Source organism: Rhizobium sp. BK316 (assembly GCF_014193695.1).
In the GTDB taxonomy this organism is placed as follows: Bacteria; Pseudomonadota; Alphaproteobacteria; order Rhizobiales; family Rhizobiaceae; genus Rhizobium.
In genome coordinates this window covers 83,672-100,132 of the sequence record NZ_JACHZR010000010.1, presented here as the reverse complement: position 1 = coordinate 100,132, position 16,461 = coordinate 83,672, and the positions used below count along the sequence as shown (strand labels likewise).

The 16,461-nt window shown below is 59.7% G+C and carries 11 protein-coding genes; 6 read left to right on the top strand and 5 right to left on the bottom strand.

What is annotated here, in order from left to right; translation table 11 throughout:
* Positions 1-19 precede the first annotated feature (19 nt).
* Positions 20-1,906, bottom strand: coding sequence for an MFS transporter (locus FHT87_RS30755; protein WP_183734559.1), 1,887 nt, complete (start codon positions 1,904-1,906; stop codon positions 20-22).
* Positions 1,907-2,167: 261 nt separating this feature from the next.
* On the opposite strand from FHT87_RS30755, the gene FHT87_RS30750 reads away from it, so the two are divergent.
* The 3 genes from FHT87_RS30750 (at position 2,168) to FHT87_RS30740 (ending at position 4,513) form a co-directional block, all read left to right on the top strand.
* Positions 2,168-2,377, top strand: coding sequence for a hypothetical protein (locus FHT87_RS30750; protein WP_183734657.1), 210 nt, complete (start codon positions 2,168-2,170; stop codon positions 2,375-2,377).
* A 110-nt stretch (positions 2,378-2,487) separates the two neighbouring features.
* The gene (locus FHT87_RS30745; protein ID WP_183734560.1) at positions 2,488-3,522 is read left to right on the top strand and encodes an aspartate-semialdehyde dehydrogenase; all 1,035 of its coding nucleotides are present in this window, start codon (positions 2,488-2,490) and stop codon (positions 3,520-3,522) included.
* 169 nt (positions 3,523-3,691) lie between these two features.
* Positions 3,692-4,513, top strand: coding sequence for a lytic transglycosylase domain-containing protein (locus tag FHT87_RS30740; RefSeq protein ID WP_183734561.1), 822 nt, complete (start codon positions 3,692-3,694; stop codon positions 4,511-4,513).
* A 275-nt stretch (positions 4,514-4,788) separates the two neighbouring features.
* Here FHT87_RS30740 and FHT87_RS30735 read toward each other — a convergent pair whose 3' ends face one another.
* Together FHT87_RS30735 and pdxY are read right to left on the bottom strand one after the other, a co-directional pair.
* On the bottom strand, positions 4,789-5,436 hold the full coding sequence (locus FHT87_RS30735; RefSeq protein WP_183734562.1) for a carbonic anhydrase: 648 nt from the start codon (positions 5,434-5,436) through the stop codon (positions 4,789-4,791).
* A gap of 58 nt (positions 5,437-5,494) precedes the next feature.
* Positions 5,495-6,370 carry a pyridoxal kinase PdxY gene (gene pdxY, locus FHT87_RS30730; RefSeq protein ID WP_183734563.1) on the bottom strand — a complete coding sequence of 292 codons (876 nt, stop codon included), beginning with the start codon at positions 6,368-6,370 and terminating at the stop codon, positions 5,495-5,497.
* 275 nt (positions 6,371-6,645) lie between these two features.
* On the opposite strand from pdxY, the gene FHT87_RS30725 reads away from it, so the two are divergent.
* Positions 6,646-11,424, top strand: a complete 4,779-nt coding sequence (locus tag FHT87_RS30725; protein WP_183734564.1) for an NAD-glutamate dehydrogenase — start codon at positions 6,646-6,648, stop codon at positions 11,422-11,424.
* Positions 11,425-11,453: 29 nt separating this feature from the next.
* Positions 11,454-12,839 (top strand): MFS transporter, encoded by a 1,386-nt coding sequence (locus FHT87_RS30720; RefSeq protein WP_246698186.1) that lies wholly within the window; start codon positions 11,454-11,456, stop codon positions 12,837-12,839.
* A gap of 47 nt (positions 12,840-12,886) precedes the next feature.
* Here the strand turns inward: FHT87_RS30720 and purH are convergent, their stop codons facing one another.
* Positions 12,887-14,503 (bottom strand): bifunctional phosphoribosylaminoimidazolecarboxamide formyltransferase/IMP cyclohydrolase, encoded by a 1,617-nt coding sequence (purH, locus tag FHT87_RS30715; RefSeq protein WP_183734566.1) that lies wholly within the window; start codon positions 14,501-14,503, stop codon positions 12,887-12,889.
* Between purH and FHT87_RS30710 the strand changes: the two genes are divergently transcribed.
* On the top strand, positions 14,502-14,699 hold the full coding sequence (locus tag FHT87_RS30710; RefSeq protein ID WP_183734567.1) for a hypothetical protein: 198 nt from the start codon (positions 14,502-14,504) through the stop codon (positions 14,697-14,699). The two genes, purH and FHT87_RS30710, sit on opposite strands and share 2 nt — an antisense overlap.
* On the opposite strand, the gene FHT87_RS30705 is transcribed toward FHT87_RS30710, so the two are convergent.
* Positions 14,696-16,363 carry a heparinase II/III family protein gene (locus FHT87_RS30705; protein ID WP_183734568.1) on the bottom strand — a complete coding sequence of 556 codons (1,668 nt, stop codon included), beginning with the start codon at positions 16,361-16,363 and terminating at the stop codon, positions 14,696-14,698. The two genes, FHT87_RS30710 and FHT87_RS30705, sit on opposite strands and share 4 nt — an antisense overlap.
* Positions 16,364-16,461: the final 98 nt, after the last annotated feature.

Below are 16,461 nucleotides of genomic sequence, written 5' to 3'. Positions count from 1 at the left end.
TCAATATGTTCGCCACGCCTTAATCCAGCGCATGAATATCCCGGTTCTTGGTTTCCGGCAGGAACAGCACGCCGATGACCAGCGTGATCGCCGCGAAGACGATCGGATACCAGAGGCCATAATAAATGTTGCCGGCGGCCGCACTCATCGCGAAGGCCGTAGCAGGCAGCAGGCCGCCGAACCAGCCGTTGCCGATATGATAAGGCAGCGACATGCCGGTATAGCGAATGCGGGTCGGAAAGAGCTCGACCAGCAGGGCCGCGATCGGGCCGTAGACCATCGTCACGTAGAGCACGAGCACGAACAGGATGGCGGTCGTACCAACCCAGTTGACGCGAGCAGGATCGGCCACCATCGCGAACGAACCACCGCCAGGGATCGTGAACACGGCCATGTCTGTGATGCCTTTCGCCTCATCCGCCGTCAGCAACTTGCCGGCAACGAGTTTGTCGGCTGGCAGTGTTTCCTTCTGACCGGCGCGTATCGCATCGGCGTTGAGAGCGAGTTCCGGATTGGCGGCAATGAAGGCATCGAGCTTGGCATCCGCAACCCTAGCCGCACCGCGCTTCAGCGGGTAGCCAGCATCATGAAGAGCAAGATTGACGTTCTTTTCGAAGGCCGCATTGGTCTTGGCCGCATCGGCACCGGCTGCGACGGCATCGAAACTGGTGATCGTACGATCACCGATCTTCACGATTGCTGGCTGGCCGGCCGGACCTGACACCACATCATAAGGCACCGAGTTTTTGGTCAGAAACGCTGTTGCGATATCGCAAGAACTGGTGAACTTGGAGGTGCCCGTCGGATTGAACTGGAATCTGCAATCCGCCGGATCGGCCGTTACCGTTGCCCGGATCGTCGCCTGTGCCTCAAAGAGAGCTGGATTTGCCGTGTAAGTCATCGCCTTGAACAGCGGGAAGTAGGTGACCGCCGCAATCAGCAGGCCCGCCATGATAATCGGCTTGCGGCCGATCCTGTCCGACAGTCCGCCGAAGATGACGAAGAATGGCGTGGCGAGGAACAGGGCGATCGCCACCATGATGTTGGCCGACTGCAAATCGACCTTCAGCACGTTCTGCAGGAAGAACAGGGCATAGAACTGACCGCCGTACCAGATGACCGCCTGGCCCATGGTAGCGCCGAGAAGCGCGATCAGCGCGATCTTGGCATTCTTCCACTGGCCGAATGCTTCCGTCAGCGGTGCCTTCGATCCCTTGCCTTCCGCCTTCATGCGCTGGAAGGCGGGTGACTCGTTCATCTTCAACCGGATCCAGACGGAAATACCGAGCAGGACGACCGAAACGAGGAACGGAATACGCCAGCCCCAGGCGGCGAAGGCGGTCGAGCCCATGATCGACTGGACCGTGACGATGACGATCAGCGACAGGAAAAGGCCAAGCGTTGCCGTCGTCTGGATCCAGGACGTAAAGTAGCCGCGGCGGCCGTTCGGCGCGTGTTCGGCAACATAAGTCGCCGCACCGCCATATTCGCCACCGAGAGCCAAGCCCTGCAGCAGGCGCAGGCCGATCAGGATGATCGGAGCTGCGATGCCGATTGAGGCAGCCCCCGGCAAGATGCCGACCAGGAAGGTCGACATACCCATGATGAGAATCGTCACCAGGAAGGTGTATTTACGGCCGACGAGATCGCCGAGGCGGCCGAAGACCAATGCGCCGAACGGACGCACGAGGAAGCCCGCAGCGAAGGCGAGCAGCGTGAAGATGTTACGCGTCGCTTCCGGATACTGGGTGAAATAGGTCGCGCCGATATAGGTGGCGAGCGAACCGTAAAGATAGAAATCATACCATTCGAAAACCGTGCCGAGCGACGAGGCGAAGATGACCTTCTTCTCCTCGCCCGTCATCGGACCGGCTTTCACACCGTCGACGCTTGCGACATCTGCCATTGTCTGTCCTCCACAGAGTGATGAGCAACGATCGCGGCCTACTCTCCTCACAGCATACTTCTGGCCACGACACGCCTGACGGAAGTTTGACAGAAAAGACGAGTCAGAAAGAGGGATGCTTTGGGATTATGACTTTAGTCTAATTTTTGTGCGTGGATCACCGCAGGTACGGCACGCCCCGCGAAAACCGCGAGAAGCATACGCATGGACCCCCTCTGTTTTTCGTTGCAGTCATTACAACGGGGTCGATGCCGCCCGGCAATGGTGCCCTCTGCCTGCTCCAACTGCATGCGCAAAAACCTTGACTCCTGTGGAAAACCTTTTATGAGCAACGGTGGAAAAGGAATATCCATGGTTCGCTACGAGCACGCCATCGCTGAGCACAATCACCCGGCAGAAGATGCCGGGCTGGATTTTGCCGTTCCGGTTTCTTCCAAAACCAAGGCCAAAACGACGACGAAAACCGTCTGACGTCTCTGGCCTGCCGCTCTCTCCCCGGCCCGGCTGGGGACAGGAAGCCGCGATAATTTCGCGCTTCCCCCTCACGGACAAGAGGAGAGAAGAGAAAGAGAGCTTGAGAAATGGGTTTCAAAGTTGCAGTTGCGGGAGCGACCGGAAATGTCGGGCGGGAAATGCTCAACATTCTCTCCGAGCGCGGTTTCCCGGCCGATGAAGTCGTAGCACTTGCCTCGGCCCGCTCCCAGGGTACGGAGGTTTCCTACGGCGACCGGACGCTGAAAGTCTCCAACCTGGAGAACTACGATTTCTCCGACACCGATATCTGCCTGATGTCGGCCGGTGGCGAAGTTTCCAAGCGCGTCTCCCCGAAGATCGGCCAACAGGGCTGCGTCGTCATCGACAATTCCTCGGCCTGGCGCTATGACGCCGAGGTGCCACTGATCGTTCCGGAAGTAAATCCGGACGCGATCTCGCTTTTTACCAAGCGCAACATCATCGCCAACCCGAATTGCTCGACCGCCCAGCTCGTCGTTGCGCTGAAGCCCTTGCACGACTTCGCCAAGATCAAGCGTGTCGTCATCTCCACCTATCAGTCGGTCTCCGGTGCCGGTAAGGATGGCATGGACGAGCTCTTCAACCAGACGCGTGCCGTCTTCGTTGCCGATCCGATCGAGAACAAGAAGTTCACCAAGCGCATCGCCTTCAACGTCATCCCGCATATCGATACCTTCATGGAAGACGGCTATACGAAGGAAGAATGGAAGGTTCTGGCTGAAACGAAGAAGATGCTGGACCCGAAGATCAAGGTGACCTGCACCGCGGTTCGCGTTCCCGTCTTCATCGGCCATTCGGAATCGGTCAACATTGAATTCGAAAACGAAATCACCGCCGACCAGGCCCGCGATATCCTGCGCGAGGCACCGGGCTGCCTCGTCATCGACAAGCGCGAGGACGGCGGTTACATCACGCCTTACGAATCTGCCGGTGAGGACGCGACCTACATCTCGCGCATCCGCGAGGACGCAACCGTCGAGAACGGCCTCAACATCTGGGTGGTCTCCGACAACCTGCGCAAGGGTGCAGCTCTCAACGCCATCCAGATCGCCGAACTGCTCGTCAATCGGGGTCTCGTCAAGCCGCGCAAGCAAGCAGCCTGATACCATTTGTAAACCATAATATGCTAAAGCCCTGCTCGACGAGTGGGGCTTTTTCGGGCAAATACCGCCGTATAAGCGTTCGCTAAAAGGCGACCGTGACAAAATCGCCGGTGACTGGCATTCTCTTGCCCGGCCCGAAAGCTATGCAGATCGAGAGCGGGGTTTCTCAATGCGCATGACAAAATTGATTCTGGCGGCCGCCGCGGCAATGGGCGTCCTCCATGCGGTACCGGCGTTCGCGCAAGGTGCCCAGTGCGGTAACACCAGTGCCGGTTTCGAGGCCTGGGTTGCCGATTTCAAACAGACGGCGGCAGCCAATGGTGTGAGCCAGTCCGTCCTCAGCCGCGCCTTCGCCAATGTCAGCTACAACAAGCCGACGATTTCGGCCGACCGCGGCCAGAAGAGCTTCAAACTATCCTTCGATGCTTTCATGAAGAAGCGCGGCGGTGCCGCCATCATCTCTCGCGGACGGTCGATGAAAGCCGCCAACCAGGCTCTTTTCGCCTCGATCGAGCGCCGCTTCGGCGTTCCGGCCGGTCCGCTGATCGCCATCTGGGGCATGGAAACCGGCTTCGGCAGCTATATGGGCAACCAGCATACGATGTCCGCAGTCTCTACCCTCGCCTATGATTGCCGCCGCTCGGAATATTTCACAGACCAGCTTTATGCAGCCTTGCAGCTCGTTTCGGAAGGCTATCTCAGCCCGCAAGCCCGAGGTGCTGCCCATGGCGAAATCGGCCAGACGCAATTCCTGCCACGCAACGTGGTGCGTTACGGCGCTGACGGTGACGGTGACGGCCGCGTCGACATGGTCGGTTCCCGAGCCGACGCGCTGGCCTCGACCGCCAATTTTCTCAAGGGCCATGGCTGGCGTGCCGGCGCCGGCTACCAGCCGGGCGAACCGAACTTCGTAGCCATCCAGGGCTGGAACGCCGCAACGGTCTATCAGCAGGCAATCGCCTATATCGGCCAGCAGATCGACGGCAATTGAAGAGACGTCCAGTAGGAAAAAGATACGGCGCCGCATGCGAATGCGGCACGGGCAAGAACATCGGCAAAGAGATGGTTATTTTCGAGCGCGTGCCTACTGCATGAGTGAGGAGCGGATCAACACCACTCCTTCAAGACGAACGGCAGCAGGATAGCGACCGGCACTGCCCTACTTGTATTCTTGAATTTCACCACTTCGAAATTCATGACCAATCCGCGCGCGTAGCACTCCACAAGCGAGCTTATTGGAATATCTTAAAAGACCGATAAAGCGGTCTATCCCCAGATTTCGGGACGGATGAAGTCGAGTGTCTCAGAATCCATCACCCAGAGCTCGCCGGTCGAAATATCGAACCAGGCGCCATGAAGCTCCAGCTTACCTTCTTCCTCGAGCGCCTTGATATCAGGAAAAGTCCTGAGATTACTGATCGAGTTGCGGATGGAGACCCGCTCCAGCGCGGTCTGCCGCTCGGCCTGCGTCATGACGTCGTTGCTGCCGATCTGTTCGGCGGCCGGGCGGACGAGCGACATCCAGCGACCGATGAAATCGCCCGGCGACAAAGGCTCGGCATCGGGATCGAGTGCTGCGCGAATGCCGCCGCAGCGGCCATGACCCATGACGACGATATTCTTGACCTTCAGGGCCTGCACAGCGAATTCGAGTGCTGCCGACGTGGAATGGAAATGGCCGTCCGGTTCAAAAGGCGGAACCATGTTGGCAACGTTGCGGATAACGAAGAGTTCACCAGGCCCTGCATCGAAGATCAGTTCGGGGGCCGCGCGCGAGTCGCTACAGGCAATGACGAGCGTTGTCGGGTTTTGCCCGTTTTCCGCAAGCTGCCGATACCGATCGCGGGCATCGGCATAGCGCCCGCTCATGAAGTTGCGATAACCAGCCAGAAGGGAGTTGGGAAAGCTCATCATGCCCCTGGATTAACGCGCGCGTGAGCCAAGATCAATGCTGCGCTGCAAAGCGTGGGGCCTATTTTTTCCGCCGTTGGGCAGGATGGAGGAGGTGACGCATCTGCACCATTGCCATGGGCGTCGAAAGACTCGAAGCATCGCTTGCCAGCATCAGTTCGCTACTGCCGCGCTTGACGGCGCGCGCCAGCACTTCGAACACGCTTGCGGTCGCCAACTGCAGCGCCTTTTCGTCCTCCATTCCCGAAAGCAGGCGGGACAGGAAGAGAGCCGCGAGCAAATCCCCGAGGCCATTCGGTGGGTTCTCGACGACACGATGTTCGGCAAGCAGGGCATGTTTCCCGGAGAGATAGAGGTTACCGGTGCTGCCCGTCATCATCGGCACTGCCGACGTGACCAGCATGCGCGAAGGGCCGAGCGCGAGTGCAGCTTCCATGACCGCACTGTTATCATCAAGCGCAGCGCCCGAAAGCCAGGCAAGCTCGTAGCGGTTCGGCGTTGCGAGCGAGGCAAGCGGTATCAAGTGGTCACGGATCGCCTCGGCCGTTACCTCCGGCACGTAGAGGCCACCAAGATCGCCCATGACTGGGTCGCAGACATAGAGCAGTTCTGGGTCCTTCTCACGCAAGGACGCAACGAGTTTCGCAACAGAGCGAGCCTGGGCCGCATTGCCGAAATAGCCCGACAGGACGGCCTTGACCTCGCCGATCCACGGTGCGCGGATGAGATCGTCGATCGCCGCCTCGAAATCGGCCTCGGCGAAGGTAAGCCGTGTCGAACGGCCATGACCGGGATGCCAGGGCAGCACGATCGTCGGCAGCGCCCAGACCTGATGGCCGAGCGTTTCCAGCGCGAAGACCGCAGCACGGTTTCCGACCGATCCGCGCACGACATGGCTGGAAATGACGATAACTGCGCCTGCTGCGTTTTCCGACATAGTATCCGAATCCGAATTTTGACCGCCGTTGATGATCTTTTTGACGAGGCGCTGTCAACCATTCTTCACGCGAGCGTGGAAATGTGCGGCGGGGCGGAAAGCCGGATAAGGACGCTTTGCCGTCCACCGACACAAAACGACCCAAAAACTTTCGAAATCTCTCGCCAGCATAGTCAAAAAAGCACGAAAACTACTTTTCGAAGCCCTTTTTTAAAGATTCTTTCGAAGAGCCTTCTGCTAACTTGCCCATATCAGAACAAATCGGGGGGTGATCCATGGCTGCCAGAAACAATCCGAAACGGGAAAAGCAGATCGAAAGCGCGCGCAAGATCGCGGCTGCGACCGGCGAACCCCATCTCGACCCCGAAATCCTCTTCGGCCGGGCCAGTAGCGACGACCTCGAACTCTACACACCGGAAATGCTGGCGCTTTCCGCCGTGCATTCGGCAGCCGAACTCGCCGCCTGGAACGGCAAGACGGCGCGCGTCAGCATCGATACGATCGCCGACGTCAACCCCGATGGCATCGCAGTCTCCATTCTCTCGGTGACCGATCACAACAAGCCTTTCCTCTATGAATCCGTGATGGGCGAGGTGACCAGCACCCATCGCGACATCTACATGGCGGTTCACCCGATCCTGATCATGGAAGACGGCAAGGCTCCGGAACTTTACTCCGCTGATGTGCCGAGCGATCCGGCAAAACGGGTCAGCCATATCCAGCTTCATGTCTCGCCGCTCGCCGCCTCTCAGGCCGCCGATCTCATCAAGCGCATCAAGGCAGTGCTCGAGCAGGTGGAGCTTGCCGTTTCCGACTGGAAGCCGATGCTGTCGCGCGTCGACGAGGTGATTACAGAGCTTTCGAACTACAATGCCAGCCGCAAAAAGGCCGACCGTGATGAGGCGGTCGCCTTTCTGACCTGGCTGCGCGACGAGAATTTCACTTTCCTCGGCATGCGCGATTACGTCTATTCCGGAAAGGGACCGGATGCGAAGGTCGAACGTGACAAGGGAACGGGTCTTGGCATTCTCTCCAACCCCGATGTGCTGGTTCTGCGCACCGGCAAGGACGCCGTGACGACGACGCCGGAGATTCTCGCCTTCCTCGATGGTCCGGACTTCCTGATCGTCACCAAAGCCAATGTGAAGTCCACGGTCCATCGCCGCGCCTACATGGACTATGTCGGCGTCAAACGTTTCGACGCACAGGGCAACGTGACAGGGGAGCTGCGCATCGTCGGCCTCTTCACCTCGACCGCCTATACCTCGTCGGCCACGGAAATCCCGCTGTTGCGCTCCAAGATTGAAAAGGTGAAGGAGCATTTCGGCTTCGACCCGATGAGCCACTCGGGCCGCATGCTCGACAACACGCTTGAATCCTATCCACGTGACGATCTTTTCCAGATAGATACCACGCTGCTTGCACGCTTCGCCGAGCAGATCAACGATCTGGTCGACCGCCCTCGCGTGCGTGTCCTACCGCGCATTGATCATTTCGACCGTTTCGTTTCCGTCATCGTCTTCGTGCCGCGCGAAGAATATGACTCGATCGTACGCGAACGCATCGGTGCCTACCTGAAGACCGTCTATGACGGCCGCGTTTCCGCTTATTACCCGGCCTTCCCGGAAGGTGGCGTCGCGCGTGTGCACTTCATCATCGGTCGCTCCGGCGGTAAGACGCCACGCATCCCTCAGGCCAAGCTCGAGGAGACGATCCGCCAGATCACCGCGCGCTGGGACAGCCGCTTCGAGATGCTCGCTGGCCCCAAGGCGCCGAAGCTCGGCGTCAGCAACGCCTTCCAGGAAGCCTTCACGCCGGATGAAGCGGTTGGCGATCTGCCCGACATAGCCGCATGCGCCGCCGGCGAGCCGATCCGCATCGAATTCTACTATCGCCACGACGATGAACGCGGCCGCATCCTGTCGCTGAAGATCTTCCATTGCGGCGAACAACTGCCGCTGTCACGCCGCGTGCCTCTCCTCGAAAACCTGGGCTTCAACGTCCTGAGTGAACGGACCTTCGATATCGAAGTTCCGGCCGCCGACGGCGCCATCAACATCGTCGTGCTGCACGACATGGAACTCGAGGCTCGCAGCGGTGCGGACATTGACCTCGCACGTTTTGGCGCACCGCTCGAAGAAGCCTTCGTCGCAGCCTTCAGCGACACGATCGACAATGACAGCTTTAACCGGCTGATTCTGTCGGCCGGTCTCTCGGCCCGCGAGGTTAGTGTGCTGCGCGCCTATGCGCGCTATCTGCGCCAGGCCGGCATCGCCTATTCGCAGGATTATATCGCAACCACCCTCGACAAATATCCTGTTATCGCCGCTTCGATCTTCCGCCTGTTCCGCGACACGCTCGATCCGAAGCTGTCGGAAAAGGCGCGTATCAAGAAACTCGCCGAACTGCATCAGGCAATCGAAGCCGAGCTTGCCGACGTGCCGAGCCTGGATGACGACCGTATCCTGCGCCGCTATGTCAATATCGTCGATGCAACGCTGCGCACCAATTATTTCCAACGCAATGCCGATGGGACACCGAAGGCGATGCTTGCCTTCAAGCTTGACCCGCACCTGGTCGATGGCCTGCCGGAACCGAAGCCCTTCCGCGAAATCTTCGTCTACGGTGTGGAAGTAGAAGGGGTGCATCTGCGCTTTGGCCGCGTTGCCCGCGGCGGCCTGCGCTGGTCGGACCGCGCCGAGGACTACCGCACCGAAGTTCTGGGTCTCGTGAAGGCGCAGCAAGTCAAGAACGCCGTGATCGTCCCCGTCGGCGCAAAAGGTGGTTTCTATCCCAAGAAACTGCCGGTCGGTGGCAGCCGCGAAGAGATCTTCAACGCAGGTCGTGAAGCCTACAAGACCTATATCCGTACACTGCTTTCCATCACCGACAACATCTCCGGCGCCTATATCCTCCCGCCTGACAATACGGTGCGTCTCGACGGCGACGACCCCTATTTCGTCGTCGCGGCCGACAAGGGCACGGCAACCTTCTCCGACACCGCCAACGCGCTCGCCCAGGAGGCCGGTTTCTGGCTGGACGACGCCTTTGCGTCAGGCGGCTCGGCCGGTTACGACCACAAGAAGATGGGCATCACCGCCCGCGGCGCCTGGGAAACAGTGAAACGCCACTTCCGCGAAATGGACATCGATATCCAGACGACACCCTTTACGGTTGCCGGCGTCGGCGACATGTCGGGTGACGTTTTCGGCAACGGCATGCTGCTTTCGCCGAAGATCCGGCTGGTCGCCGCTTTCGATCACCGCGATATCGTCATCGACCCCGATCCCGATATGGAAAAGACGCTTCGTGAGCGCCAGCGCCTCTTCAATCTTCCGCGCTCGAGCTGGCAGGACTTCGACAAGTCCGTGCTCTCGAAAGGCGCCATGATCATCTCGCGCTCGGCAAAATCGGTTACGCTGACGCCGGAGGCTGTGGCAGCAATCGGCATCGACAAGGCGGTCGCCACGCCCTTCGAGATCATGACGGCGATCCTGAAGAGCCCGGTCGACCTGCTCTGGTTTGGCGGCATCGGCACTTACGTGAAGGCAGCGTCGGAAACTGATGCGGAAGTGGGCGATCGCGCCAACGATCCGATCCGCATTACGGCCGACGAGGTACGCGCCAAGGTAATCGGCGAGGGCGCCAATCTTGGCGTTACGCAGAAGGGCCGCATTGCCTATGGCCTGAAGGGCGGACGCAGCAATTCGGATGCTATCGACAACTCTGCAGGCGTCAACACGTCGGACGTCGAGGTCAATATCAAGATCGCGCTGGCAAACGCCATGCATGAACAGCGCCTCAGCCGGGCGAAACGCGACCAGCTTCTCGGCAGTATGACCGACGAAGTGGCCGGCCTCGTGCTGCGCAACAACTACCTGCAGTCCCTCGCGATCTCGCTGACATCTCGCAAGGGAACGGCAAACGGCCTGGAACTCGGCCGTTTCATGAGCGTGCTGGAAGCAGCCGGCCAGCTGAACCGCAAGGTCGAGACGCTTCCCGACGACGCCTCGCTGTCCGAACGCTACACGGCCGGACGGCCGCTGACGCGCCCCGAGATCGGCGTGCTGCTCTCCTATGCCAAGATCGTGCTCTTCGATGCGCTGATCGCCAGTGAATTACCTGATGACCCTTATTTCGTCAGCACGCTCTTCAACTACTTCCCGGCCAAGATGCAGAAGTCGAACGCATTCGACATCGACACTCACCGGCTGAAGCGGGAAATCGTCGCGACTGTCCTCGCAAATGAGGCGATCAACCGCGGCGGGCCGAGCTTTGCCGTGAGCATGATGGATGCCACAGCGGCCTCTGCCTCTGAGGTCGTGCGCGCTGCGATCGTCGCCCGTGACGGCTTTGATCTCAACCGGCTATGGGCCGAAACAGATGCCCTGGACAACAAGGTTTCCGGCGAGGTCCAGAACCGGATTTACGAGGAAATCACCAATAGCTTCATCGTGCTGACACGTCTACTGCTGAAGACCGGCATGACTCGAGGCGGCATGGCTGAAATCATTAGCCGGCTGCAGGCTGCCCTGAAAAAACTCAAACCAGCCTTTGCCGAGCAGGCGGCAACCGAAGTCTCAGCGCGCCAGCAGGAGTTCCAGCAGTCCGGCCTGCCGGAAAAACTGGCCGCCGAAATTGCAGCCCTGCCGACCCTCGCCCTCGTGCCGGAAATTATGCAGATCGCTGAACGGACCGACGAGGCGCTGCCGCGTGCAGCCGAAAACTACTTTGCCGTCACCCGGACCTTCCGCGTCGGCCGGCTGCTTGCCGCGGGTAACCGCATCATCACCTCCGACCATTACGAAAACCTCGCCCTTGCCCGCAGCATCGACCAGATCGCCAGCGCCCGTCGCGATATCGTGATCTCCGCACTTTCCGATCACGGCAAGGAAAAGCAGCCGGTCCAGGCCTGGCATGCGCAGGACAGGATCCGCATCAACCGTATCGTCGAGGAACTTGCGAGCCTCAGTGATGGCGCAGACCCGAACCTCGCCCGCATCACTGTTGCCGCGGGCATCCTGACCGACCTTGCGCGCGACCGGGCGAGATGAGACAGTCCGCCCCAAAAAGGAGCGGACGCTTGAATCGCATTGACTGGACAGGAACGCAGCCGCCGAAAGCCACGGAGAAGGGCATATGGGGCTGGATGCTCTTCGATTGGGCAGCCCAGCCTTTCTTCACCGTGGTCACCACCTTCATTTTCGGCCCCTACTTCGTCTCGCGGCTAACGGCTGATCCGGTTACCGCCCAGACGACGTGGAGCAATATGGCGACGATCTCTTCGATCATCATCGCCATCCTATCCCCCATACTGGGCTCTATTGCCGACCAGTCCGGCGCACGTAAACCCTGGATCGCCTTCTTCGCCGTCATCAAGATCGTCAGCCTCTGCTGCCTGTGGTTCGCGGCACCCGGCTCGCCGGTCATCTATCCCGTCATCTTCATGATCCTCGCCTCGATTTCGGCAGAATTTTCTATCGTCTTCAACGATTCCATGATGCCGCGCCTCGTCGGCAAGGATGAAGTGGGCAGGCTTTCCAACACTGCCTGGGGCCTCGGCTATCTCGGCGGCATGATCGTGCTGATCGGCGTCGTGGCGCTGCTGGCCGGCAGTCCGGATAGCGGCAAGACAATTCTGGGTCTCGATCCGCTTTTCGGCCTCGACCCTCATACGGGCGAGGATGCGCGCATCACCGGGCCGATCTCGGCCGTCTGGTATCTGATCTTCATCCTGCCGATGTTTTTCTTCACCCCGGATGCCCGCAAAGGCCTGCCTTTTGCCTTTGCCGTGCGCTTCGGTCTTAGGGAATTGCGCAACACGCTCGGCGAACTGAAGACGCGCCGCAGTATCCTGTCCTTTTTCATCGCACGGATGATCTATCAGGATGGCGTCAACGGCCTGCTGATCCTCGGCGGCGCCTTCGCTGCCGGCATGTTTGGCTGGGCGACGATCGAGATCGGCATCTACGGCATCATCCTTAACGTCGTCGCGATCCTCGGCTGCCTGATTGCCGGACGTATCGACAGGGCCATCGGCTCGAAAACAACGGTCATCATCAGCCTCACCATGCTGTTGCTGGCGACAATAGGCATCATCTCTACCGGACCCGGCTACACCTTCTTCGGATCGATGCCGCTTTCAAATGCCGATAGTGGCGGGCTATTCGGCACGGCTGCCGAAAAGGCCTATATCCTCTACGGCCTGCTGATCGGCCTTGCCTTTGGACCCGTGCAGGCCTCGTCGCGCTCCTATCTGGCGCGCAGTGTCAGCATCGAGGAGGCCGGCCGCTATTTTGGCATCTATGCGCTCTCGGGCCGCGCCACGAGCTTCATGGCGACGCTGCTATTTTCGATCGTGACCTATTTGACCGGATCGGCGCATCTCGGCATGTCGACGCTGATCCTGTTTCTCGCCGGAGGCCTGGTGCTGCTGATCCGGACGCCCTATCCGGCGGATCGCACGTAACGGGTTCCCCCGGCCCGCAAGACCGGGGGACAAATTGGCTGTTTCGCTTAGTGGCGGAAATGGCGCATGCCGGTAAAGACCATCGCGACATTGTGTTCGTTTGCTGCGTCGATCACCTCCTGGTCGCGCATCGAGCCGCCCGGCTGGATCACAGCGGTGGCGCCGGCGGCAATCATCGACAGCAGGCCATCTGCGAAAGGCAGAAACGCCTCGGAGGCGACCGCCGAACCATGCGTCATCGGAACGGCAAGGCCGAGCGCCTTGGCCGCTTCCTCGGCCTTCAGCGCCGCGATGCGGGCGGAATCGACGCGGCTCATCTGACCGGCGCCAATACCCGCCGTCTGGCCATCCTTGGCGTAGACGACGGCATTGGACTTCACATGCTTGCCGACCTTGAACGCAAACTTCATGTCTTCGAGCTCCTGGGCCGTCGGTGCACGCTTGGTCACGACCTTCAGTTCAAGATCTTCGACCATGCCATTGTCGCGGCTCTGGACGAGCAGGCCACCGGAAACGGTCTTGGCGGTGATGCCGACCGCACGCGCATCCGGCAGGCCGCCGGCTGAGAGCAGGCGCAGGTTCGGCTTGCGGGCGACGATCGCCTTCGCTTCATCTGTGACGTCAGGCGCGATGATGACCTCGGTGAAGAGCTGGATGATTTCTTCGGCCGTCGCCGCATCGAGCGTCTGGTTCAGTGCGATGATGCCGCCGAAAGCCGAGACGGAATCGCAGGCAAGCGCACGCTTGTAGGCTTCGAGAAGCGTTGAACCGGTCGCGACACCGCAGGGATTGGCATGCTTGATGATGGCGCAGGCCGGCGACTTCTCCGGCAGGAACTCGGCCACGAGTTCATAGGCCGCATCAGTATCGTTAATATTGTTGTAGGAGAGTTGCTTGCCCTGCAGCAGGACGGCTGTCGAAACGCCCGGGCGCTTTTCGCCCGTCACGTAGAAGGCAGCCTTCTGGTGCGGGTTTTCACCGTAGCGCATCTCTTCCTTTAACACGCCGCCAATAGTGCGATGACGCGGCGTATCGATCGACAACGCCTCGGCAAACCAGTTGGAGATGGCAGCGTCATAGGCGGCAGTGCGGGCATAGGCTTTGGCCGCCATGCGCTGGCGGAACGCGTAAACCGTCTTGCCGGCATCGCCCGAAAGCTGCTCGATCAGCTCCGCATAGTCGGCCGGATCGGTGATGACGGTGACATAAGCGTGGTTCTTGGCCGAAGCGCGGATCATTGCCGGGCCGCCGATATCGATATTCTCGACCGTTGTCGGATAGTCACCGCCGGCCGCGCGCACATCCTCGAAGGGATAGAGATTGACGACCAGAAGATCGATGCCGTCGATGCCGTGAGCCTTCATGGCTTTCTGATGCTCGGCATCGTCGCGGATTGCCAGCAGGCCGCCATGCACCTTCGGGTGCAGCGTCTTCACGCGGCCATCCATGATTTCCGGAAACTGCGTCACTTCGGAAACGTCGGTCACGGCAAGTCCTTCGGCCGCGATCGCCTTGTAGGTGCCGCCGGTCGACAGCAGGCGCACGCCACGCGCAGAAAGGGCGCGGGCAAGTTCAATGATGCCGGTCTTGTCGAAGACAGAGAGCAGCGCGGTCTTGATCTCGACCTTGTCAGGGGCGGGGATTTTCTTGGAAATGACGGCCATGAACCTTCTCCGTTCGGGCTTCGGGAGACATCCGGGCAAGGGACGCTTGATGGGGCCGCGTTATCACAGCTTGGAGCCGGCGCAAACAGCCGCCGAAGCAATTCCAGCAAAAGTGTGCATCGGTTTTACGTTCGGAATTGCACAAAAGCAAAGAGCGAAAGCATTTCCATGTTCAGAGAAAACGGAAATGCTTTAGCCCTTGCGTGATAAGAACCAGCGAATTTCAGGTTTCTCTGCCAAATCGAAGTCGATCTCGATCTGGTCCGAACTGCTGATGCCGGCGCTGTCGGCAAAGAAAATATCTTCCGAGATCAGCACCTCGTTGCCCGGCGAGGAAAACAACCAGCTTTCACCATCCGGCGCCGTCAGCAGCACGGATTCCGTGTCGTTCTGCCGCGGCACGATGGATGGATGGATGTGGAAGCGGGCAACCGCCCGCAATGGACCTTCGCTGTGATACCGGTCATCGGCGACGAAACGGTCCATACCGGTCACGATGGAGCCGGCGGCATTGAGCGTCAGCTCCCGTTCATGGATGACACCGAAGGCATCGAGATAGCCATCATGGCTTGCCTTGATGCCTTCACGACCGTCCTCGGTCTCCACGCGCTCGGCGATGACCGTTTCCACCGGCTCCGTCATCATATGGGCCAGAAAAGCCGAAGGAGAGAACCGGCTGGAGGACGTATCGTTCAGGACCACAGTGGAATGGGCAGCCGTGGTGCGCGCCATCTGGGTATAACGCTGGCCGGCGAATTTCGGTGATCCTGAATTGACGATAAAACGGTAACGACCAGAGGACATTTCGAAGGAGAGACTGCCTGCATGGGCTGTTCTGAAGCAGCCGGGCGAGGGCGGTCCGGTATCGGCAATGATCACCGTTTTGCCGGCCGCAAGTCGCTGATAGCGCGAATGCGGCAGCGCCTTGAAGGGCTGGCCCGCCGTCTCGTCATAGCGCAGCACGGACATCAGCTCATCCGCCAGCGTGGATGTCGCACCGTTGAAAAGTGCCAGATCGCCGTCCTGATGACGGAAGAAGCGCAGGGCAGGATACATACGGTCAATACCCGAAATCAGCTTCTGCGGCAGGTCGTGGCCGAGATTGACGTAAGTTTGTCTCAGCGGCAGCAGGTCGAGCAGCAACTCCAGCCCGATGCGCGGGTTGCGGGAGATATGACCTCCGTCAGGCAGAATCTGGCTATCGAATTCGCGGTCGAGCGCCTGAGCTGCCCGCCGCACTGTCGCGGCACGCACCGGCATGGCAACAGAGGCTGTGGCGAGCGCGATGCGGAGGCGGAAGCGGACTTCGCCTGACGAATAGGGTGCCATACGGCGCAGGTAGCCGATATGGAAGGCAAGCGACTTCATGAAGCGGCGATAGAAACCGCGATCGGCATTCTGCAGGACAACCGGAGAATGCGACAACCAAGCAATGACGCGCTGCGAGACGACATCGGTCTCCCAGGCGATGCCTTCGATCCGGCCTCCGTGAATCGAGAGCCAACTATCGACGATCATACGAGCGACGGCCGAACCGCGCTCGCTCTTATTGGCCCGCATATGCCGCAGCCAACCAAAGCTGTGGAGCCTGACTGCGAAAGCGCGCGATGGGAGGGTCAATGTGAAAGGGGATTTTCCGCCTGTTTCCAGCATACGTCCGGCAAGCGGAAAACGGCCGTCTATGATTTCTTCCGCGACGTGTGAATCGATGCCTCTCAGATCCGTCGGCGCTACGATCAGGCGTTCCGGCACCGATATGGCATGGCGGGAAAAGCGCAAACGCAGAAGTGCGGCACGGCGCGTACCGCGCCGCCAAGCTTCCCGAACATACATGCTCGCAAGACGCCGACCGGACTGCATATCAATTGTCTATTGACCCTCGTGGTTAAGAATAGATGAATCAAAACCGATTTCATTACCCACGATGTATTATTTTGTGATGAAATTAGAATATAATA

What these genes read in the sequence shown, in the direction of transcription:
- FHT87_RS30755 (WP_183734559.1), bottom strand. Translation starts at nt 1,906, where the DNA reads ATGGCAGATGTCGCAAGCGTCGACGGTGTGAAAGCCGGTCCGATGACG.
- FHT87_RS30750 (WP_183734657.1), top strand. Translation starts at nt 2,168, where the DNA reads ATGGTGCCCTCTGCCTGCTCCAACTGCATGCGCAAAAACCTTGACTCC.
- FHT87_RS30745 (WP_183734560.1), top strand. Translation starts at nt 2,488, where the DNA reads ATGGGTTTCAAAGTTGCAGTTGCGGGAGCGACCGGAAATGTCGGGCGG.
- FHT87_RS30740 (WP_183734561.1), top strand. Translation starts at nt 3,692, where the DNA reads ATGCGCATGACAAAATTGATTCTGGCGGCCGCCGCGGCAATGGGCGTC.
- FHT87_RS30735 (WP_183734562.1), bottom strand. Translation starts at nt 5,436, where the DNA reads ATGATGAGCTTTCCCAACTCCCTTCTGGCTGGTTATCGCAACTTCATG.
- pdxY (WP_183734563.1), bottom strand. Translation starts at nt 6,370, where the DNA reads ATGTCGGAAAACGCAGCAGGCGCAGTTATCGTCATTTCCAGCCATGTC.
- FHT87_RS30725 (WP_183734564.1), top strand. Translation starts at nt 6,646, where the DNA reads ATGGCTGCCAGAAACAATCCGAAACGGGAAAAGCAGATCGAAAGCGCG.
- FHT87_RS30710 (WP_183734567.1), top strand. Translation starts at nt 14,502, where the DNA reads ATGAACCTTCTCCGTTCGGGCTTCGGGAGACATCCGGGCAAGGGACGC.
- purH (WP_183734566.1), bottom strand. Translation starts at nt 14,503, where the DNA reads ATGGCCGTCATTTCCAAGAAAATCCCCGCCCCTGACAAGGTCGAGATC.
- FHT87_RS30705 (WP_183734568.1), bottom strand. Translation starts at nt 16,363, where the DNA reads ATGCAGTCCGGTCGGCGTCTTGCGAGCATGTATGTTCGGGAAGCTTGG.